The sequence below is a fragment of the Mycolicibacterium chitae genome (genome assembly GCF_900637205.1).
GTDB lineage: Bacteria > Actinomycetota > Actinomycetes > Mycobacteriales > Mycobacteriaceae > Mycobacterium > Mycobacterium chitae.
Genome location: NZ_LR134355.1, coordinates 1,619,524 through 1,640,781, shown reverse-complemented (window position 1 = coordinate 1,640,781; position 21,258 = coordinate 1,619,524). Strand labels below are relative to the sequence as shown.

Sequence of the window (21,258 nt, the reverse complement as noted above, 5' to 3'; positions counted from 1 at the left end):
TGGTGTCACTGGTAGTCACGATTATTGCACTTCTCTTAGGCGACCCCACGCGCCGGGGTGTGTCGACACGCCGATCGTCCGCGCCCGAAGGCGCAGTTCAGAGCCATAAGGGTACGTGAACCGAGGCATGAATGTGTGTTTCCTCACTTTCGCCACGGGCCGAACTCTAAGAACCTGGGAATACGCGCGAGTAACTTCGCCCAGCCGCTGCTGAGCGATCGCTCAGCATTACACTATCACCCCGGAATGTTGTAAGGGGTAACGATTTGGACCGGGACCAACTTCGCGGGCTCGGCAGGGATCGCCCCGCGCGCCTGCAGGATCATCCGCAGCGCCAACCGCGCGTCGGCGCGCAGGTCGTTGTGCAGGACCGCGGAGATCTTGCCCTCCCGCAGCAGCCGCCGGTTGTCGACGTCGAGATCGTGGGCGATGAAGACCCGGCAGGCCCGGCCGAGCTTCTCGAACGCCGAGACCGTCGCGGCGTTACCGCCGCCGACGGAGTAGACGGCCTCGATCCCGGGGTGGCGGCGTAGCGCCTCGAGCACCAGTCGCTCGTTGGTCTCGTCGATGCCGTCGCTGTCGGACACGTCGACCACCTCGTAGCCGGACCCGCGCAGCGCGGCGCGGAAGCCGACCTCGCGCTCCCCCTCGCCGCGGAAGACGGTCCGACTCAGCGTGATCAGGACCGGCGTGCCCGCGCCGGCGGCCGGCCCCAGCCACTGCCGGACCAGATACGCCGCCGTGCTGCCCGCGCCGTGGTTATCGATCCCGACATAGCCGGTGCGGGCGCTGCTGGCGACGTCGGTCGTGTAGGTGACCACCGGGGTCCCCGCGGCCTCCAGCGCATCGATGGCCTCGGCCACCTCGGGCTGGTCCTGGGCCTTGAGGATGACGCCGTGGCTGCCGCGCAGCCGCGCCAACCGGTCCAGCGTGGCCTGCGCGGTGCCCGTTTCCCACAGGTGGAACCGGGCGCGCAGCATCGCCGGCGCGAACGTCGGCAACTCGGCCTCGACGGCCGCGCGGAACTCGTCGGAGAACCGCTGCGGGGTCTGCATGACGACGTCGATCAGGTAGCGCCGGCCGTTGAGCCGCAGCTGGGCGCGCTGTTTGTCGAGATCCGCGATGGCCTGCAGCACCTCGGCCCGGGTGCTCTCGCGCACCCCCGGGCGGTCGTTGAGCACCCGGTCGACGGTCGCCTCGCTGAGCCCGGCCTGTTGGGCGATCTCGCGGACCTTGTAGCGGTGCGCCATCGGCTCCTCGACCCCCTTGTCAGTGATGGTTTTTTGATGGCTTTTTGGTGTTGATTGTGTCCCATTGCACAGCAAGACTGGCGGCATGTCCACTGCGAAGACGCTGCCGACGGGCGCCTGGATCACCGAGGCGGACTGCCGCCTCGAGGACTTCCGCGCGCAGCTGGACCAGCGCACCGATCTCGCCGACTACCCGCACGCGGTCGCGGTGCGTGCCGGGGTGCTGGTCTACTCGGCGACGGCCTGGGCGGAGTTGAGCCCGACGGAGTTGAACCCGACGCGGCGGCGCGACCTGCAGGCCGAACTGATCGCGGCCCTGACCGACGGTCCGGGCGTGGTGGTCATCGAGGACGCCTTCGACCACGCCGTCGTTGACGCCGCCAGCGCCGCCTTCGCGGAGCTGATCGCCGCCCAGCGCGCCCGCGGCGCCGAGGGCGGTGACCACTTCGGCCGGCCGGGCGCCAACGACCGGGTGTGGAACGCCGCGCAGAAGCTGGCGCTGCACGCCCCCGAGGTGTTCGCCGACTATTACGCCAACGACGCGCTGGCGCTGGTGTCCCAGGCGTGGCTGGGGCCGCGCTACCAGGTCACCTCGCAGGTCAACGTCGTCAATCCCGGCGGCGCCGCCCAGGTCCCGCATCGCGACTACCACCTGGGCTTCGTCGACCCCGAGCGGCTGTCGGAGTATCCGGCGCACCTGCACCGCATGTCGGCGGCGCTGACGCTGCAGGGCGCGGTCGCCCACTGCGACATGCCGCTGGAGAGCGGCCCCACCATGCTGCTGCCCTATTCGCAGCGCTTCGCCGGCGGCTACGTGGCGTTCTCCCGGCCCGAGTTCGTCGAGTACTTCGCCGCGCATCACGTGCAGACCCCGCTGCGCAAGGGCGACGCCGTCTTCTTCAACCCGGCGCTGTACCACGGCGCCGGCGCGAACACCTCGGCCGACATCCGCCGGATGGCCAACCTGCTGCAGGTGTCCTCGCCGTTCGGCCGGGCGATGGAGTCGCTGGACCGCTCCGCCATGGTGCGCGCCGTGTACCCGGCGCTGCGCGCCATGCGCGCCGCGGGCCGGCCCGAGCGGCAGATCCACAACGCCGTCGTCGCCACCGCCGAGAGCTACCCCTTCCCCACCAACCTCGACGCCGATCCGCCGGTCGGCAGCCTGGCGCCGCCGAGCCAGGTGGACGTCGTCCTGGCGGCGCTGGCCGCCGACGCGACGCCCGCGGACCTCGACGCCGCCGTCGGCACCCAGGACGAACGGAGAACACCATGACCACTCTCGGCCTCATCGGCTTGGGCCGCATCGGCACCTTCCACGCCGGGACGCTGACCGAGCTGCCCGGCCTGGACCGACTGATCGTCACCGACGAGCGCCCCGCGCTGGTCGCGCAGGTGGCCACCAAATACGGTGCCACCCCGGCAGATTCGGTCCAGGCACTGCTGGATTCCGGGGTCGACGGTGTGGTGGTGGCCGCGGCGACGCCGGCGCACGCCGCGCTGACGCTGGCCGCGGTGGAGCGCGGACTGCCGACGTTCTGCGAGAAGCCGGTGGCCGGCAGCGCCGCCGAGAGCGCACACGTCGCCGAGGTCATCGTCCGCTCCGGGGTCCCCGTGCAGATCGGCTATCAGCGGCGCTTCGACGCGGCCTTCACCGCCGCGAAGGCCGCCGCCGACAGCGGTGCGCTCGGCGCGCTGCACACGGTCCGCAGCACCACCATGGACCCCGCTCCCCCGCCGATGGAATACATCGCCGCCTCGGGGGGCATCTTCCGGGACTGCGCCGTGCACGACTTCGACGTGCTGCGCTGGATCACCGGCCAGGAGGCCGTCGAGGTCTACGCCACCGGCAGCGTGCAGGGCGACCCGCTGTTCACCACCCACGGCGACGTCGACACCGCGGCGGTGACCGTCCGCTTCGACGGCGGTGCGCTCGGGCTGGTGTCGGCCGCGCGGTACAACGGCCGCGGCTACGACTGCCGGCTGGAGGTGCACGGGTTCGACGACACCGTCGTCGCCGGCTGGGACCAGAACGTGCCCGTCCGCAACGCGGACCCGGCCACCGCGGCCGTGTTCCCCACCGGCACACCGCATCACTTCTTCATGGATCGCTTCACCGAGGCCTTCCGCACCGAACTCGGCGCCTTCCTGAAGGTCGTTCAGGGCGAGCCCGTTGCGGGTGCCACCGTCGCCGACGCGGTGGAGGCGACGTGGATCGCCGAAGCCGCCGCCGAGTCGCTGCGCCGCAACGCCCCCGTCACCCTCGAGGAGGTCAAGAAATGAAGATCGCCGGTGCCCCCATCTCCTGGGGTGTGTGCGAGGTCCCCGGCTGGGGCCATCAGTTGCAGCCCGACCGGGTGCTCGCCGAGATGCGTCGCGCCGGGTTGAGCGCCACCGAACTCGGTCCCGACGGGTTCCTGCCCGCCGACACCGACGAATTGACCTCGCTGCTGGACGGATTCGGGCTGGCCTGCGTGGGCGGCTTCGTGCCGGTGGTGCTGCACGACGCGGACCACGACCCCGTCGAGGACCTCGCGGGTCCGTTGAACTCGCTGGCCGCCGCGGGCGCCGGGGTGGTCATCCTGGCCGCCGCGACCGGCACGGCCGGCTACGACAGCCGCCCTGAACTCGACGAGGCCCAGTGGGCCACCGTGCTTTCCAACCTGGACCGGCTCTCCGCCGCGGCCGCGCAGCGGGGCATCAAGGCCGTGCTGCACCCGCACGTCGGCACCATGGTGGAGAACCACGCCGAGGTCCAGCGGGTGCTGGCCGGGTCCGGCATCCCGCTGTGCCTGGACACCGGCCATCTGCTGATCGGCGGCACCGATCCGCTGGAGCTGACCCGGACCGCGCCCGACCGCATCGAGCACGCCCATCTCAAGGACGTCGACGCGGCACTGTGCGCCAAGGTCCAATCCGGCGAGATGACCTACACCGAGGCCGTGGCCGCCGGCATTTACGTGCCGTTGGGCGCCGGGGACGTCGACATCACCGGAATCGTCAAGCTGTTGGAGGACAACGGATACGACGGCTGGTACGTGATGGAGCAGGACAGCATCCTCGACGCCGAACCCGCCGACGACGACGGCCCCCTGGGCGACGTGCTGGCCAGCGTCGCCTATCTGCAATCCGTGGCATGACGCTGCGCATCGGTGTCCTGGGGGCCGCCCGGATCGCGGAACTGGCGATCGTCGGCCCGGCCCGGGAACTGGGGCACCGACTGGTCGCGGTCGCGGCCCGCGATCCACGACGGGCCGAGGCCTTCGCCGAAAAGTACGGCGTGGAACGGGTTCTGGACAACTACCAGGCGGTGATTGCCGACCCGGAAGTCGACGTCGTCTACAACCCGCTGGCCAATGCGTTGCACGCGCCGCTGAACCTGGCGGCGATCGCGGCGGGCAAGCCGACACTGACGGAGAAGCCGTACGCCCGCAACCAGGTCGAGGCGCAGCAGGTGGCCGTGGCGGCCGAGGCCGCCGGGGTGCCGGTGGTCGAGGCGTTCCACTACCGCTACCACCCGGTGACGCTGCGACTGCTCGAGCTGATCCGCGGCGGCGAGATCGGCGAGCTGCGGCACGTCGAGGTCACGATGGCCATGCCGGCGCCGGCCGACGACGACCCGCGGTGGTCCCTGGAGCTGGCCGGCGGCGCCCTGATGGACCTGGGGTGCTACGGCCTGCACTTCCTGCGCACGGTCGCGGACCTGCTGGGCACGGCCCCGCGGATCACCTCCGCGAAGGCCACCGAGCGCGCCGCCGGGGTGGACGCCACCTGCGAGGTCGACCTGCGGATCGGCGAGGTCAGCGCGCGCTCGGTCAACAGCATGGTGGCCGCCGAGTACAACTTCCGCATCGCGCTGCACGGCAGCCGCGGAGAGGTGTTGGCGCACAACTTCATCAAGCCGCACGAGGACGACCGGATCACCGTGCGCACCGATTCCGGCGAGCGCGTCGAGCGGCTGGGCAGGCGCTCGTCCTACAGCTATCAGCTCGAGGCGTTCGCCGAGGCACTGGCCGGCACGCGCACGCTGCCCGTCGACGGCGCCGATGCGGTGGCGAACATGGCGCTCGTCGACGCGGCCTATCGCAGCGCGGGGCTACCGCCGCGCTGAGCACCGACGACCTGAGCACCGACGACGAGGCTGCGGTCACCCGCACGGTGACCGCAGCCTCTGTTGTCGAGCGGGACTCAGCCGGCCATGAACTCGTCGTAGGCGGCCGACAGCGACGGCGGCAGCGCCGACACGTTGCACTGGCTCTGGGTCTCGCCGATGGGAGCCAGGATGCCCCGGAGTTCGTAGTACTCGCTGGGGTTGGCGGTGAAGTACGCGCGCAGGTCCGCCGACGCCTGGGCGGGGGCCTTGCCACGCGCGGCATTCACGGCCTGGTTGGCACCGGGGTGTCCGTTCAGGTAGGACAGCGCCGAGGCGTGCACGTTCTCGACGGTGGTGGCCACCCCGCCGGGGCTGCAGTCGGGCGCCGCCGAAGCGGTCGGGACTGCGATGACCGCCGCCACGGTTCCCCCGAGCAGAGCACCCGCCGAGACGCCGGCGATACGGCTGATTCCACGGTTGAATTTCATGATCACTTGTTCCTCTTCGAGTGTTGCTTCCCCGTCCCGAAAACCAAGGTACGTGCGCCGAATATCTCGTCGGCCCAGCCGAATTGCGGCGCGCGTCAGCGGTTGTGGGCGTTACACCCCGGCGGCGTGAGTTGGACCTCAATTCGCGGCCGAAGGGCCCCCGAATTCGCCGTCGGCGAACGGTTTTCTTAGACCCCCGGTCGGATTCTTAACCGGCCGTGATCTATGACAGATTCGTGACAGGCCTGGTTACAGGCCCGCGAAGGTGCGCAAACCCGGGATTTGGCGCGGCGTGTCGGCCGGGGACGCGCACTCAGTGTCACTGTGGTGATTGCCGCGTTGCGGTGGTTGGGTTCTTCTCACCTGGTGTCTGGCTCAGACGCGCACTGCTGCTCTTCGGGGTTGGCTAGCGAGCATTGTGCCGATATCAGGTGGGAAGGACCGACCGGCGTGACTTGATAGGAGCGTGGCATCGCCCCCACTGAGATGTGTCCGCCGGCCGGCCCAACCTTCTACCCATCCACATCTGAGGAAAGAAGGCACCTCCATGGTGGTTCTTGGAGCCGATGTACACAAGCGCAGCCACACCTTCGTCGCCGTCGACGACCGGGGCCGCAAAGCAGGAGAAAAGACCGTCCCCGCCACCACCGAAGGCCATCTCAAGGCGTTGGCTTGGGCCAAGACCAACTTCGGTGAGGACCTGCTGTGGGGTATCGAAGACTGCCGCAATCTATCAGCGCGCCTGGAGCGGGACCTGTTGTCGGCGGGTCAGAAGGTCGTGCGGGTCGCACCGAAGCTGATGGCCCACGAACGCGCCGGCGCACGCACCCAAGGCAAATCCGACCCCATCGACGCGCTGGCCGTGGCCCGCGCAGTCCTGCGCCACCCGGATCTGCCCGTAGCCGCTCACGACGAGGTCTCCCGCGAACTCAAACTGCTCGTCGATCGACGCGAAGACCTTGTCGCCCAACGCACCTCGACGATCAACCGACTGCTGGGCCGCATCCACGAACTCGACCCCACCCAAATCTTGAAGAAGAAAGCACTCACCCGCGCCAAAGCCCAGACCGCCATGGCCGCCTGGCTGGCCACCATCGACGGGCTACTCGCCGAGCTGGCCACCGACGAACTCGGTGACATCATCCGGCTCACCCTGAGCATCAACGAACTCGAGAAGCGCATCGGCACCGCGGTGCGGGCAGTGGCCCCCCAGCTGCTGGCACTGCCCGGCTGCGCCGAGTTGACCGCCGCCAAGATCGTCGGCGAAACCGCCGGCATCACCCGCTTCAAAAACGAAGCCGCGTTCGCCTGCCACACCGGCACCGCCCCCATCCCGGTCTGGTCAGGCAACACCGCCGGCCGGGTACGTCTGAGCAGAGCAGGCAACCGACAACTCAACGCCGCCCTCTACCGCATCGCCCTCACCCAGACCCGCCTAGCCGACAGCCCCGGCCAGACCTACTACCGCAAACGCATCGACCAGGACGGCAAAACCAAAGCCGAGGCACTGCGCTGCCTCAAACGACGCCTGGCACGAGTCGTCTACAACCGCCTCCACGCCGACGAACAATCACGACACCACACCCACCAAACCGCCGCCGCTTGACATAGGAGCAATTCTCGCGGGAGACGTTTAGTGCGACCTACGTGCGGCCTAGGTGCGGCCGAGTTCGTGGCTGAGGGCCTCGAGTTCGTTCCCGCCGGCCATCTCCTGGGTCAGCTGTTCCAGCGTGATCTCCCCGAAGCTGCAATCCAGCTTCTGCTGGCCGCGGTTGAGCAGCACGAAATGGTCGCCGACCATGTGCGCGTGGTGCGGGTTGTGCGTGATGAAGATGACGCCGAAACCCTGTTCCTTGGCGGCGGTGATGTAGCGCAGCACCATGCCGGACTGCTTGACGCCCAGCGCCGCGGTGGGCTCGTCGAGGATCAGCACGCGCGCCCCGAAGAAGATCGCGCGGGCAATCGCCACGCACTGCCGCTGACCGCCGGACAGCGAACCGATCGGCGCGTCGACGTCGGGCAGGTCGATGCCCATCTTCTTGAGCTCCGAGATGGTCGTGGCGCGCATGCCGTTGATGTCCAAGGACTTCAGGAAGCCCTTCTTGCGCAGCTCGTTGCCCAGGAAGAAGTTGCGCCACACCGGCATCAGGGACACCACGGCCAGGTCCTGATAGACCGTGGCGATGCCGACCTTCAGCGCGTCCTTGGGCGAGTTGAACTCGGTGGGCTTGCCGTCGACGAGCAGCTGGCCCTCGGTGGGCTTGTGCAATCCGGCGATGATCTTGATCAGCGTGGACTTACCCGCGCCGTTGTCGCCGAGCACGCCGGTCACCTCGCCGGCGCCCACGCGCAGGTTGATGTCCTTGAGCGCGATGATGTTGCCGTAGCTCTTGCCGACACCCCGGAGTTCGACCAGCGGCACCTCGGCACCGGAGGACGAGTCGGCGGTAGGGGCTTCCGCGGTGGTACTCATGCTCTGTCTCCTAGCGCTTGGTCGCGTAGTTCCGGAAGGCGTTGTTGGCGATCACCGCGAACAACAACATGGCGCCCAGGAAGAACTTGAACCAGTCGGGGTTCCACCCGGCGTAGACGATGCCCTGGTTGGTCATGCCGAAGATCAACGCGCCGATCAGCGTGCCGATCGCGGTGCCGTACCCGCCGGTCAGCAGGCAGCCACCGATGACCGCGGCGATGATGTAGAAGAACTCGTTGCCGATGCCCTGGCCGGACTGGATGGTGTCGAACGAGAACAGCAGGTGCATCCCGACGAACCAGGCGCAGAAGCCGACGGCCATGAACAACCCGATCTTGACCTTGGTCACCGGCACGCCGACCGCACGCGCGCTGTCCTGGTTGCCGCCGACGGCGAAGATCCAGTTGCCGATCCGGGTCTTGAACAGCACGTAGGTGGCGATCAGCGCGAACAGGATCCACCACAGCACGGTGACCCGCACCGAGACCGGACCGATGGGCAGCGACGAGGCGAAAATGGTTCGGCCGGAGTCGAATCCCTGCATGTCCGAGACGCTGGGGGTGGCCACCTGACCGCTGACCAGTTTGGTCACCGCCAGGTTGATGCCGGTGAGCATCAGGAACGAACTCAACGTGATCAGGAACGACGGGATCTTGGTCTTCATCACCATGTACCCGTTGAAGAACCCGACGGCCAGCGAGACCACCAGCGCCAGCGCCGCCCCGGTCCACAGGTTCAGGTGCAGGTTGTAGCAGAGCATCGAGGCGGCCAGCGAACTCGTGGTGACCGCGACGCCGGCCGACAGGTCGAACTCGCCGCCGATCATCAGCAGACCGACGCCGACGGCCATGATCCCGATCGTCGAACTGGCATACAGCACGGTGGCCAGCGACTCCGGGGAACGGAACGGCGGCGCGACGATCAGGAAGAACACGAAGATCGCGACCGCGCCCACCAGGGCGCCCATCTCGGGTCGAATGATCAAGCGCTGCAGCTTGTTCTGCTCCTTGACCCGTTCGTCGTGCACCACCTGGCGGTTGCTGAGGTTGACCTCGGCCTGAGTGCTCATCAGCGGGTTCCCGCCTTCGCGTACTCGGCGACGTCCTCGATGTTGGTCGCGTCGATGAACGCCGGCCCGGTGAACGTCGGCTGGTTGCCGCCGATCACGTTGCCGTTGTTGAGGTAGAGCCAGAGCGAGTCGACGGCCAGGTAACCCTGCAGGAACGGTTGCTGGTCGACGGCCCACTGGATGTCGCCGTTGCGGATGGCGTCGACGAGCGCGGCGTTGGTGTCGAAGGTGGCGACCTGGGCGTTGCTGCCGGCATTGCCCACCGACTGCACCGCGGTCAGCGCGTAGGGCGCGCCGAGGGCGAGCACGGTGTCCACCGCGGGATCCTGGCGCAGCTTGGCGGTGATGGTCGACTCCACCGAGGGCATGTCCTTGCCGTTGACGTTGAGCGTCTCGACGGCGGGGAACGCGTCCCGCACACCGGCGCAGCGGGCTTCGAGGTCGACGTGGCCCTGTTCGTGGATCACGCAGATGACCTTCTGGGCACCGTCGTTCGCGAGGCGCTTGCCGGCCTCCTGCCCGGCGATGAAGCCGTCCTGCCCGAAGTACTGGGTGACCCCCATGTCCAGCCAGGCGTCCTGACCGGCGTTGAAGGCGACCACCGGGATGTTCTTGCCCGTCGCGTTGCGTACCGCCGGGCGCATGGCGTCCGGCTTGGCCAGCGTCACGGCGATGCCGTCGACCCCGCTGTCGACCGCGGACTGCACGTGGTTGGCCTGGTTGGGCGCCTCCGGATCGGCCGAGTAGAGCAGTTCGATGTTGTCCTTCTTGGCCGCGGTCTCCGCGCCCTTGCGCACCAGGTCCCAGAACGAGTCGCCGGGGACCTCGTGGGTGATCATGGCGATCTTCATCCGTGGGGTGTCGGCGGTGCCGGCCCCCATGCCGCCGCCGCTGGTATCGGGCTTGCCCCCGGTGCTGGAGCACGCGGTCATGCCCACGAGCAGCACCCCGGCCCCGATTGCCGCCACGAGCCGACTCAACGTCATTGTCTCTCCTCGTCCATGTCCTCGACATCGCCGCGGGGCTTGCGGTTCTCCGACATCAAGCAGGACATCAAGCAGCAAGCGACACGGCCTATGGCGTCGATGTAATACCGCTCACACCTGAAAGTCAAGACTTTGTTCTGACATTAGGACCGCTTATCAAAGAAAAGCGTCAGCGGTCCACGAGCGTGGTGTCGAAGTAGTAGCGCGAGGCCCGATAGACATGGCTGCCGTACTCGACCGCGCGGCCCGAGTCGTCGAAGGCGGTGCGCTCCATCACCAGCAACGGGGCCTTGGGCTTCTCGTCGAGCAGCTTGGCCTCGTCGCGATCGGCGGACTTGGCCCCGATCCGTTGGCGCGCCAACCGAATGTGCACGCCGCGGGACCGCAGTGCCTGATACAGCCCCGAGCGCTCGAGTTCCTCGCGCTCCGGGGCCAGGTTGACCGGCAGATGGTTGGTCATCAACGCCAACGGCTGCCCGCCGGAGAAGCGCAACCGGCGCACGGTGACCACCTCGGTGCCGGCCGCCAGGTTCAGCTGCGCGGCCACGTCGTCGGCCACCGGGCCCACGGCATAGTCCAGCACCCGCGTCGCGGGTTCCTGACCGGCGCGCGCGAGATCGTCGTAGAGACTGGTCAATTCGACGGGACGGTGCACCGGGGCCTGCACCACCTGCGTGCCGACGCCGCGCTTGCGCACCAGCAGACCCTTGTCGACGAGTTCCTGGATGGCCCGGCGGGTGGTGGGCCGCGACAGGTTGAGCCGATCGGCAAGGGCGAGTTCGTTCTCGAACCGCTCCCCCGGCTTGAGCACGCCGTCCATGATGGCCTTCTCGAAAACCTGCGCGACCTGGAAGTACAGCGGCACCGGACTCGACCGGTCCAGGTCGATCTGCAGCATCGTGGGCACCCTGGCTCCCATTCCTCTCGGCCGGCCCGCGCCGGCGTCGCCCGGCGGTGCGATTCAGATTACATGGCATTGACTGCAAGTAAGAATGTCAGAACAAAGTCTTGACATGGGCGGGATCGGATAGCACAGTCGATAGCGAGACGCCGGTGCGCTCGGCACCATCGGTGTGGCGCACCGGCACGCACCACTTGCACCAGGGAGTCAGCCTTGACTGCTTCATCCACCCCGCCCCATGACGTCCTCGCCATCGGTCGCAGCGGCGTCGACGTCTACCCACTGCAGGTCGGAGTCGGCCTCGAGGACGTCGAATCGTTCGGAAAGTTCTTGGGCGGCAGCGCGGCCAACGTCGCGGTGGCCGCCGCGCGACTCGGCAACCGCAGCGCGCTGATCTCCGGGGTCGGCGACGATCCGTTCGGCCGGTTCGTCCGCGCCGAACTCGCCCGCCTCGGTGTGGACAACTCCTACGTGAGCACGCACGCTCAGTACCCCACCCCGGTGACGTTCTGCGAGATCTTCCCGCCGGATGACTTTCCGCTGTACTTCTACCGCAAGCCGTCGGCCCCCGACCTGCAGATCCGCGCCGACGAGCTCGACCTGGCCGCCGTCCGCGCGGCCCGCCTGTACTGGTCCACGGTCACCGGTCTGAGCGAAGAGCCCAGCCGCGGCGCGCATTTCGCGGCGTGGGAGGCCCGCGGCCGCGCACCGCTGACGGTGCTGGACCTCGACTACCGCCCGATGTTCTGGGCGAGCGCCGCCGAGGCCACCACCCAGGTGCAGCGCGCGCTGCAGTTCGTCACCGTGGCGGTCGGCAACCGCGAGGAGTGCGAGATCGCGGTCGGCGAAACCGAACCCGACAAGGCCGCCGACGCGCTGCTGGACCTGGGCGTGGAACTGGCGATCGTCAAGCAGGGCCCGCGCGGGGTGCTGGGCAAGACCAAGCACGAGGCCGTGACGGTGGCACCCAACGAGGTGGACGTGGTCAACGGCCTGGGCGCCGGGGATGCCTTCGGCGGCAGCCTGATTCACGGACTGCTGCGCGACTGGCCGCTGGACAAGACGCTGCGCCACGCCAACGCCGCCGGCGCGATCGTCGCCTCCCGGCTGGAATGCTCCACCGCCATGCCGACCGCCGACGAGGTGGCCGCGCTGGCCGGCACCGCCGCGGAGGCCGCCAATGCCTGATGCCACCAGCTACGCGGACCTCACCGACCTGCGCGCGCAGGACCCCGGCGCCATCGCCCGAGCCTGGCAGGCCCGGACCACCCGCCCGGTCTCCCGCGGCAACGGGCGGCTGATGATCGTCGCCGCCGACCACCCCGCCCGCGGCGCCCTGTCCGTCGGGAACCGGCCCACCGCCATGAACAGCCGGACCGACCTGCTGGACCGGTTGCGCGCCGCGCTGGCCGACCCCGGCGTCGACGGCGTGCTGGCCACCGCCGATATCCTCGACGACCTGGTGCTGCTGGGCGCGCTCGAGGACAAGGTGGTGTTCTCGTCGTTCAACCGCGGCGGGCTGGCCGGATCCAGTTTCGAACTCGACGACCGGATGACCGGGGCCACCGCCGCCTCCACCGCCGTCGCCAAGATGAACGGCGGAAAGATGCTGTGCCGCATCGATCTCGATGATCCGGGCACGGTGGCGACCATGGCGGCGTGCGCGCGCGCCGTCGACGAACTCGCCGAGCGCGGCCTGACCGCGATGCTCGAGCCGTTCCTGTCCAGCCGGGTCAACGGCAAGGTCCGCAACGATCTGAGCCCGGATGCCGTCATCAAGTCGGTGCACATCGCCCAGGGGCTCGGGTCGACGTCGGCCTATACCTGGATGAAGCTGCCCGTCGTCGAGGAGATGGACCGCGTGATGGCCGCCACGACGCTGCCGACGCTGCTGCTCGGCGGCGACCCCACCGACCCCGACCAGGCCTTCGCCAGTTGGGAGAAGGCACTGGCCCTGCCGTCGGTGCGCGGCCTGATCGTCGGCCGAACCCTGCTGTATCCGCCCGATGACGACGTGAGTTCCGCGGTGGCCACCGCCGTGGCGATGGTGAGGTAACCCGTGCACAGCAAGCTCTACATTCCCGCCGGCAGCGCCGCCGAGACCGCCGGTGCGCCGTACCTGGTCGACATCACCCCGGCCTCGGCGGGCTGGGCCGAATCCAGCCTGCAGGTGGTGGAATTCCCCGCGCCGCAGGAGATCCGACTGCACACGGGCGGCACCGAGGTGATGATCCTGCCGCTGGCCGGCGGCGGCTCGGTGCACTGCGACGGCGAAATCTTCGAACTGTCGCCGCGCGCCTCGGTGTTCGACGGCCCCGCCGACATGGTCTATCTCGGCATCGACCGCAGCTACACGCTGGCCGGCACCGGCCGCTTCGCTATCTGCGGCGCCCGGGCCACCGCGTCGTTCCCCAACCGTCGGGTGGCCGCGGCCGACGTGGCCGTCGAGTTGCGCGGCGCGGGCAACTGCAGCCGCCAGGTGCACAACTTCGGCACCGCGACCGCCTTCGAGGCCGACTCGCTGATCGCCTGCGAGGTGATCACCCCGGGCGGGAACTGGTCGAGCTACCCGGCCCACAAACATGACGAGAACACCGAGGTGGAGACCCAGCTCGAGGAGATCTATTACTTCGAGATCGACGACAGTCCCGCCGGCACACCGGGTTTCGGCTACCACCGGGTGTACGGCACGCCGCAACGCCCCATCGAGGTGCTCGAGGAGGTGCGCTCCGGGGATGTGGTACTGGTGCCGCACGGCTACCACGGGCCGTCGATCGCCGCACCGGGCCACCACATGTACTACCTCAACGTGATGGCCGGTTCCGGGCCCGAGCGGGCGTGGCGGATCTGCGACGACCCGGACCACACCTGGCTGCGCGGCAGCTGGGAACACCAGCAGGTCGACCCGCGTCTCCCCTTCACCGCAGCCAGCACCCGAGGAGCATGACCGTGGTTTCCACCGCGCCGAAATCCGCCGACAAGCTCGCCGACACCGAACCCCGGATCCGGCTCACCGTCGCCCAGGCCACGGTCCGCTTCCTGGCCAACCAGTACGTCGAGCGCGACGGCGACCGGCACCGGTTCTTCGCCGGTTGCTTCGGCATCTTCGGCCACGGCAACGTCGCCGGCATCGGGCAGGCGCTGCTGCAGGACGAGGTCGAGGCCCACGCCGCCGGGACCGCGCCGGGGCTGCGATACGTGCTGGGCCGCAACGAACAGGCCATGGTGCACAGCGCGGTCGCCTACGCGCGCCAGCGCGACCGGCTGCAGGCCTGGGCCGTGACCGCCAGCGTCGGACCGGGCTCCACCAACATGCTCACCGGCGCGGCCCTGGCCACCATCAACCGGCTGCCGGTGCTGCTGCTGCCGTCGGACACCTTCGCCACCCGCGTCAGCGCGCCGGTGCTGCAGGAACTGGAGTTGCCCGGCAGCGGCGACATCACCGTCAACGACGCCTTCAAGCCGCTGTCGCGCTACTTCGACCGGGTATGGCGCCCCGAGCAGCTGCCCGCCGCGCTGCTGGGCGCCATGCGGGTGCTCACCGACCCGAGCGAAACCGGCGCCGCGACAGTGGCTTTGCCGCAGGACGTCCAGGCGGAGGCGTTCGACTGGCCGGTCTCGCTGTTCGCCGAGCGCACCTGGCACGTCGGGCGGCCGCTGCCCGAGCGCGCGGTGCTCGACCGCGCCGCCGACCTCATCCGGTCGGCCACCGCGCCGCTGATCGTCGCCGGCGGCGGGGTCATCTACGCCGACGCCGACGAGGCCCTGGCCGGCCTCGCCGCCCGCACCGGCATCCCCGTCAGCGAGACGCAGGCCGGCAAGGGATCCCTGCCGCACGATCACCCGCAGTCCGTCGGCGCCATCGGGTCCACCGGCACCACCGCCGCCAACGCCCTGGCCGCCCAGGCCGACGTCGTCATCGGCATCGGCACCCGCTACAGCGACTTCACCTCCGCCTCGCGGACCGCGTTCAACAATCCCGACGTGCGCTTCGTCAACATCAATGTGGCCTCACTCGATGCGGTCAAGCAGGGCGGCCTGTCCGTCGTCGCCGATGCACGCGAGGCGCTCGAGGCGTTGAGCGAAGCCCTGGCCGGCCACGCGGTGAGCGCCGAATACCGCACGCGCACCGCCGAACTGGTCGACGAGTGGAACGCCACCGTCGACGCCGCGGTCCGGGTCAGCGACGACGCGCCGTTGAACCAGAACCAGGTCATCGGGCTGGTCAACACGCTGTCCGACCCGCGCGACGTGGTGGTGTGCGCCGCCGGATCGATGCCCGGTGACCTGCACAAGTTGTGGCGCACCCGTGACCGCAAGGGCTACCACGTCGAATACGGCTTCTCTTGCATGGGATACGAGATCGCCGGCGGGATCGGGGTGCGCCTGGCCGCCCCCGATCGCGACGTGTTCGTCATGGTCGGCGACGGCTCGTATCTGATGATGGCCACCGAACTGGCGACCGCCGTGCAGGAGGGCGTCAAGATCATCGGGGTGCTGGTGCAGAACCACGGCTTCGCGTCCATCGGCGGACTGTCGGAATCGCTGGGCTCCCAACGGTTCGGCACCGCCTACCGCTACCGCGCCGACGACGGCCGCCTCGACGGCGACAAACTTCCCGTCGACCTCGCCGCCAACGCGGCCAGCCTGGGCGCCGATGTCATCCGGGTGCGCACCGCCGCCGAGTTCACCGCCGCCGTCAAGACGGCCAAGGCCGCCGAGCGCACGACGGTGATCCACGTCGAGACCGACCCGAAGGTGACTGCGCCGGACAGTAATTCGTGGTGGGACGTCCCGGTCAGCGAGGTCTCCACGCTCGAGTCCACCCAACGCGCCCAGGCGCGCTACGCCGACTGGAAGCGCGTCCAACGGCCGCTGATCACGCCGACCGAGGGCTGACGGGGATGACCGCACCGAAGGCGGATCTGCGGGTCGCGGTGATCGGTGTCGGGGTCATGGGCGCCGACCACGTCGCGCGCCTGAGCGCCACGACCTCCGGCGCCCGCGTCGCGGTGGTCAACGACCACCTGCCGGCCAAGGCCGCACAACTGGCCGCGACGATCCCGGGCTGCCGGGCCGTCGAGGACCCGCTGGCCGCCATCGCCGATCCCGGGGTGGACGCGGTGGTGCTGGCCAGCCCGGGCCCCGCCCACCACGAGCAACTGCTGGCCTGCCTGCAGCACCGCAAGCCCGTGCTGTGCGAGAAGCCGCTGACCACCGATCTGGACACCGCGCTGGACGTCGTCCGCCGGGAGGCGGCCCTGGGCGTGCGGCTGATCCAGGTCGGGTTCATGCGGCGCTTCGACGACGAGTACCGCCAACTCAAGGCCGCGCTGGACGCCGGCGAACTCGGCCGTCCCCTGCTGATGCACTGTGTGCACCGCAACCGGGACGTGCACGCGGGCTTCGATTCGGCGATGGTGGTCCGCGACTCGCTGGTCCACGAGGTCGACGTCGCGCGCTTCCTGCTCGACGAGGAGATCACCTCGATCCAGATCGTGCGGCCCGCCACCAACCCCGGCGCCCCGGCCGGGCTGCAGGATCCGCAGATCGCCATCCTGCGGACCACCTCGGGCAGGTACGTGGACGTGGAACTGTTCGTCACCACCGGCGTCGGTTACGAGGTGCGCACGGAGGTAGTGGGCGAACGGGGTTCGGCGCTGATCGGCCTGGCGGTTGGCCTGGTGCGCAAGAGCGCCGACGGGCGCTGGGGCGGCGGCATCGCCGCCGATTTCCGCGCGCGGTTCAGGGCCGCCTACGACACCCAGATGCAGCGGTGGGTCGATGCCGTCGCGGCCGGTGCCCGGACCGGGGATTACGCCGACGGGCCGGGCGCCTGGGATGGTTATGCCGCGGCGGCGGTGTGCGCCGCCGGGGTGCGGTCACTGGAATCCGGCCGGACCGAATCGGTGGAGTTGGCACTCCGGGATACCCCCGAATGACTCCGCCAGCAAACTTTTTTACCACGCGACGCGAGTCCAAAATATGTCGTTTTGTGAGACAGATCACATTTGAGCCCGCATGTGACGTCCTCCGCTTTTGGCGCCTCGGCGCTCGTTAAACGCCCAGCGCACGGAGAAATCTGCGACTGAAGTTACGGCATCCTTACCTACCTCGGGAAGGTGCCTAGGATTGCCCTGCAACTCTGTTATATGGTCTAACGGGTCCGTTAACGGGGCTAATCTGCGGTGAATCATCGAAGCAAATACCGACGTAAGGGTGCATGTGGCACGGCCAACGGTCTGGGGAGTCCTATGTTCAGTCTGCTGAAGCGCGTCTGGATCCCTCTGGTCATCGTAATAGTCCTGGTGGTAGGCGGCCTGACGGTGTCCCGCATCCGCACCTTCTTCGGCGCCCAGGACGACATCGGCGTCTCCACCCCGATCGAGGACACCGAGCCCTTCGACCCCAAGGTCGTGACCTACGAGGTCTGGGGCAACGGGACCTACGCCGACATCAACTACCTGGACCTGGACGCCGAGCCCCAGCGCGTGGACGGCGCCAGCCTGCCCTGGACGTTGCGGCTGGAGTCCACCGCCCCGTCGGTGTTCCCCAACGTCGTGGCCCAGGGCGACAGCAGCTCGATCACCTGCCGGATCACCGTCGATGACGAGATCAAGGACGAGAAGACCACCACCGGCGTGAGCGCCCAGACCTTCTGCTTGGTGAAATCTGCATGAGTTCCAACGACGCCCCCACCGACTCCTTCGCGGCGGTGACCGACACCCGCAGTCGCCTCGCGCGGGGCATCCGCACGATGGCGGTGCCGGTCATCCTCGGCTGGGTCGCGCTGATCGTCGTCCTGAACGTCTCGGTGCCGCAGCTCGAGACGGTCGGGCAAATGCGGTCGGTGTCGATGTCGCCCGACGATGCGCCGTCGGTGATCGCCATGAAGCGCGTCGGTCAGGTCTTCGAGGAGTTCGACTCCAACAGCTCGGCGATGATCGTGCTCGAGGGCGAGGACCAACTCGGCGACGCCGCGCACGACTACTACGACGAGATCATCGACCGCCTCGAGGCCGACACCAAGCACATCGAGCACGTACAGGATTTCTGGGGCGACCCGCTGACCGCCAGCGGCGCGCAGAGCCCCGACGGCAAGGCCGCCTACGTGCAGGTCTACACCGCGGGCAATCAGGGCGAGGCGCTGGCCAACGAGTCCATCGAGGCCGTCCAGGACATCGTCGCCGGCGTGGAGGCACCCGAGGGCGTGGCGGCCTACGTCACCGGGCCCGCCGCCCTGGCGGCCGATCAGCAGATCGCCGGTGACCGCAGCCTGCGCACGATCGAGGCGCTGACCTTCGTCGTGATCATCACGATGCTGCTGCTGGTCTACCGGTCGATCACCACCGTGCTCCTGACGCTGGTCATCGTCGTGCTGTCACTGATGTCGGCGCGCGGCGTGGTGGCCTTCCTCGGCTATCACGAGATCATCGGGCTCTCCACGTTCGCCACCAGCCTGTTGGTGACGTTGGCGATCGCGTTGTCGACGGACTACGGCATCTTCCTGACCGGCCGATATCAGGAAGCCCGTTCCGCCGGCGAGGACCGAGAACAGGCGTACTACACCATGTTCCGGGGCACGGCCCACGTCATCGTGGGCTCGGGCATGACCATCGCCGGCGCGATGTTCTGCCTGCACTTCACCCGGATGCCGTACTTCCAGACCCTCGGCGTGCCGCTCGCGATCGGCATGACGGTGGTGGTCCTGACCGGCCTGACCCTGGGCTCGGCGATCATCGCCACGGCGAGCCGCTTCGGCAAGCTGCTGGAGCCCAAACGTGCGATGCGCGTGCGGGGTTGGCGCAAGGTCGGCGCCGCGGTGGTCCGCTGGCCCGGTCCGATCCTGGTCGCCGCCGTCGCGCTGTCGCTGGTCGGTCTGCTGACGCTGCCGGGCTACATCACCAACTACAACGACCGGGTGTATCTGCCGGACGACCTGCCCGCCAACGTCGGCTACGCGGCCGCCGACCGGCACTTCTCGCAGGCCCGGATGAACCCCGAACTGCTGCTGATCGAAAGCGATCACGACCTGCGCAACCCGTCGGACTTCCTGGTCATCGACAAGATCGCCAAGAGCATCTTCCGGGTGCCCGGCGTCGGTCGCGTGCAGGCCATCACCCGTCCGCAGGGCACTCCCATCGAGCACACGTCCATCCCGTTCCAGATCTCCATGCAGGGTGTGACGCAGAAGATGAACGAGAAGTATCAGCAGGACATGATGGCCAACATGCTGCAGCAGGCCGACGACATGCAGGCGACCATCGACAACATGGAGAAGATGCAGGGCATCACCGTGCAGATGGCCGAGACCACGCACAGCATGGTCACCAAGATGAAGACGATGACGTTGGATATCGCCGAATTGCGGGACAACATCTCGAATTTCGACGATTTCTTCCGGCCGATCCGCAACTACTTCTACTGGGAACCGCACTGCTACAACATCCCGGTCTGCTGGTCCATCCGGTCGATCTTCGACACCCTCGACGGCATCGACGTGATGACCGACAACATCCAGGACCTGATGCCCGACATGGAGCGCCTGGACGAATTGATGCCCCAGATGGTCGCGCTCATGCCCTCGATGATCGAGACCATGCGGAACATGAAGACCTACATGCTGACCATGTATCAGAGCCAAAAGGGTCTGCAGGATCAGATGTCGGCCATGCAGGAGAACTCGACCGCCATGGGCAAGGCCTTTGACGAGTCGAAGAACGACGACTCCTTCTATCTGCCGCCGGAGACGTTCGAGAACCCGGACTTCAAGCGCGGCATGAAGATGTTCCTGTCCCCCGACGGGCACTCGGTGCGCTTCATCATCAGCCACGAGGGCGATCCGATGAGCCCCGAGGGCATCAAGCACATCGACGCGATCAAGCTCGCCGCCAAGGAGGCCGTCAAGGGCACCCCGCTGGAGGGCTCCAAGATCTACCTCGCCGGCACCGCGGCCACCTTCAAGGACATGCAGGAGGGCGCGAACTACGACCTGATGATCGCCGGCATCGCCGCGGCGTGCCTGATCTTCATCATCATGTTGCTGATCACCCGGGCCATCGTGGCCGCGGCGGTGATCGTGGGCACGGTGATCTTCTCGCTGGGCAGCGCGTTCGGCATCTCGGTACTGATCTGGCAGCACCTGATCGGGATCGAATTGCACTGGATGGTGCTACCAATGGCCATCATTGTGCTGCTGGCCGTGGGCGCCGACTATAACCTGCTACTAGTGGCCCGAATGAAGGAGGAAATACACGCCGGACTCAATACCGGCATCATCCGAGCCATGGGTGGCAGCGGTTCGGTGGTGACGTCGGCCGGGTTGGTGTTCGCCTTCACCATGATGTCCATGGCGGTCAGCGAACTCATCGTGATCGGCCAGGTCGGTACGACGATCGGTATGGGTCTGCTCTTCGACACCCTGGTGATCCGCGCGTTCATGACGCCGTCGATCGCGGCCCTGCTGGGCAAGTGGTTCTGGTGGCCGCAGCGGGTGCGGCAGCGGCCGCTGCCCTCGGAGTGGCCCAAGCCGCAGAGCGAAGAGCCGGCATCGGTCTGACCGGCCCCGAACACCCGATGACATCGACGCAGGAGACATGCACATGATCTCGATCAAGACCTCTCTTTCCGCTTTCGCGGTGGCCGGCGCCCTGACCGCGGCGTCGCTGGGACTCGGTGCCGCGGTGGCCGTCGCCGGGCCGGTGCCGCCCCCGCCGGTGCCCTCGCCCCCGCCGGGCGAGATCCCGCCGCACTGGGCCCCGCCCAAGCCTGCCGAGTTCTGGAACGGCGAACCCGTCGTCTGGATCTCCGGTTGGGGCGGCCGCTGGGGCATCTGGAAGAACGGCTACTTCATCCCGCTGACCTCCAACCCGGTCACCGGCGGCGGCTGACCCGCCGGCGCGTAAGCGTTTCCACCACGGCACACCCTCCCCCGCGAACCGGGGCGAGGGTGTTCTGCTTTCCGGGTGCCGGGAGTCACTCCGACTCCCGGCAGTCACAAA

At 68.4% G+C, this 21,258-nt stretch carries 19 protein-coding genes; 13 read left to right on the top strand and 6 right to left on the bottom strand.

Going from position 1 to position 21,258, the window contains the following annotated elements; genetic code table 11:
• Positions 1–236: 236 nt before the first annotated feature.
• Positions 237–1,250, bottom strand: a complete 1,014-nt coding sequence (locus tag EL338_RS07900; RefSeq protein ID WP_126333219.1) for a LacI family DNA-binding transcriptional regulator — start codon at positions 1,248–1,250, stop codon at positions 237–239.
• Positions 1,251–1,335: 85 nt separating this feature from the next.
• On the opposite strand from EL338_RS07900, the gene EL338_RS07895 reads away from it, so the two are divergent.
• Genes EL338_RS07895 through EL338_RS07880 form a run of 4 tightly spaced genes read left to right on the top strand, consistent with a single transcriptional unit; the run spans position 1,336 to position 5,358 of the window.
• Entirely contained in the window at positions 1,336–2,523 is a 1,188-nt protein-coding gene (locus EL338_RS07895; protein WP_126333218.1) for a phytanoyl-CoA dioxygenase family protein, read from the top strand.
• The gene (locus tag EL338_RS07890) at positions 2,520–3,530 is read left to right on the top strand and encodes a Gfo/Idh/MocA family protein (protein WP_126333217.1); all 1,011 of its coding nucleotides are present in this window, start codon (positions 2,520–2,522) and stop codon (positions 3,528–3,530) included. Before EL338_RS07895 ends, EL338_RS07890 begins: the two co-directional genes overlap by 4 nt.
• The gene (locus EL338_RS07885) at positions 3,527–4,387 is read left to right on the top strand and encodes a sugar phosphate isomerase/epimerase family protein (RefSeq protein ID WP_126333216.1); all 861 of its coding nucleotides are present in this window, start codon (positions 3,527–3,529) and stop codon (positions 4,385–4,387) included. Before EL338_RS07890 ends, EL338_RS07885 begins: the two co-directional genes overlap by 4 nt.
• Positions 4,384–5,358: a Gfo/Idh/MocA family protein gene (locus EL338_RS07880; RefSeq protein ID WP_126333215.1), complete on the top strand. Its 975-nt coding sequence runs from the start codon at positions 4,384–4,386 to the stop codon at positions 5,356–5,358. The genes EL338_RS07885 and EL338_RS07880 overlap by 4 nt, the downstream gene beginning before the upstream one ends.
• A 77-nt stretch (positions 5,359–5,435) precedes the next feature.
• Here EL338_RS07880 and EL338_RS07875 read toward each other — a convergent pair whose 3' ends face one another.
• Positions 5,436–5,828, bottom strand: a complete 393-nt coding sequence (locus EL338_RS07875) for a heme-binding protein (protein WP_126333214.1) — start codon at positions 5,826–5,828, stop codon at positions 5,436–5,438.
• A 547-nt stretch (positions 5,829–6,375) separates the two neighbouring features.
• Here EL338_RS07875 and EL338_RS07870 point away from each other — a divergent pair.
• Complete coding sequence (locus tag EL338_RS07870; RefSeq protein WP_126332096.1) at positions 6,376–7,434, top strand: IS110 family RNA-guided transposase; 1,059 nt, start codon at positions 6,376–6,378, stop codon at positions 7,432–7,434.
• Between the two features lie 48 nt (positions 7,435–7,482).
• On the opposite strand, the gene EL338_RS07865 is transcribed toward EL338_RS07870, so the two are convergent.
• The 4 genes from EL338_RS07865 to EL338_RS07850 all read right to left on the bottom strand — a co-directional run bounded on the left by EL338_RS07865 (position 7,483) and on the right by EL338_RS07850 (position 11,254).
• Positions 7,483–8,301: an ATP-binding cassette domain-containing protein gene (locus EL338_RS07865; RefSeq protein WP_126333213.1), complete on the bottom strand. Its 819-nt coding sequence runs from the start codon at positions 8,299–8,301 to the stop codon at positions 7,483–7,485.
• Positions 8,302–8,311: 10 nt separating this feature from the next.
• Positions 8,312–9,370 carry an ABC transporter permease gene (locus EL338_RS07860; RefSeq protein ID WP_126333212.1) on the bottom strand — a complete coding sequence of 353 codons (1,059 nt, stop codon included), beginning with the start codon at positions 9,368–9,370 and terminating at the stop codon, positions 8,312–8,314.
• Positions 9,370–10,356 carry a substrate-binding domain-containing protein gene (locus EL338_RS07855; RefSeq protein ID WP_126333211.1) on the bottom strand — a complete coding sequence of 329 codons (987 nt, stop codon included), beginning with the start codon at positions 10,354–10,356 and terminating at the stop codon, positions 9,370–9,372. The genes EL338_RS07860 and EL338_RS07855 overlap by 1 nt, the downstream gene beginning before the upstream one ends.
• Positions 10,357–10,525: 169 nt before the next feature.
• On the bottom strand, positions 10,526–11,254 hold the full coding sequence (locus EL338_RS07850) for a GntR family transcriptional regulator (protein WP_435404894.1): 729 nt from the start codon (positions 11,252–11,254) through the stop codon (positions 10,526–10,528).
• Between the two features lie 216 nt (positions 11,255–11,470).
• On the opposite strand from EL338_RS07850, the gene iolC reads away from it, so the two are divergent.
• The 8 genes from iolC (at position 11,471) to EL338_RS07810 (ending at position 21,147) form a co-directional block, all read left to right on the top strand.
• Positions 11,471–12,445 (top strand): 5-dehydro-2-deoxygluconokinase, encoded by a 975-nt coding sequence (iolC, locus tag EL338_RS07845; RefSeq protein WP_126333209.1) that lies wholly within the window; start codon positions 11,471–11,473, stop codon positions 12,443–12,445.
• Complete coding sequence (locus EL338_RS07840) at positions 12,438–13,313, top strand: Cgl0159 family (beta/alpha)8-fold protein (protein WP_126333208.1); 876 nt, start codon at positions 12,438–12,440, stop codon at positions 13,311–13,313. The genes iolC and EL338_RS07840 overlap by 8 nt, the downstream gene beginning before the upstream one ends.
• A gap of 3 nt (positions 13,314–13,316) precedes the next feature.
• Entirely contained in the window at positions 13,317–14,204 is an 888-nt protein-coding gene (gene iolB, locus EL338_RS07835; RefSeq protein ID WP_126333207.1) for a 5-deoxy-glucuronate isomerase, read from the top strand.
• 2 nt (positions 14,205–14,206) lie between these two features.
• The gene (iolD, locus tag EL338_RS07830; RefSeq protein WP_126336736.1) at positions 14,207–16,156 is read left to right on the top strand and encodes a 3D-(3,5/4)-trihydroxycyclohexane-1,2-dione acylhydrolase (decyclizing); all 1,950 of its coding nucleotides are present in this window, start codon (positions 14,207–14,209) and stop codon (positions 16,154–16,156) included.
• Between the two features lie 5 nt (positions 16,157–16,161).
• The gene (locus tag EL338_RS07825) at positions 16,162–17,199 is read left to right on the top strand and encodes a Gfo/Idh/MocA family protein (RefSeq protein ID WP_126333206.1); all 1,038 of its coding nucleotides are present in this window, start codon (positions 16,162–16,164) and stop codon (positions 17,197–17,199) included.
• A gap of 312 nt (positions 17,200–17,511) precedes the next feature.
• Positions 17,512–17,937: an MmpS family transport accessory protein gene (locus tag EL338_RS07820; RefSeq protein WP_126333205.1), complete on the top strand. Its 426-nt coding sequence runs from the start codon at positions 17,512–17,514 to the stop codon at positions 17,935–17,937.
• Complete coding sequence (locus EL338_RS07815) at positions 17,934–20,816, top strand: MMPL/RND family transporter (RefSeq protein ID WP_126333204.1); 2,883 nt, start codon at positions 17,934–17,936, stop codon at positions 20,814–20,816. Before EL338_RS07820 ends, EL338_RS07815 begins: the two co-directional genes overlap by 4 nt.
• A gap of 43 nt (positions 20,817–20,859) precedes the next feature.
• Positions 20,860–21,147 (top strand): hypothetical protein, encoded by a 288-nt coding sequence (locus tag EL338_RS07810; protein WP_179967176.1) that lies wholly within the window; start codon positions 20,860–20,862, stop codon positions 21,145–21,147.
• Positions 21,148–21,258 lie beyond the last annotated feature (111 nt).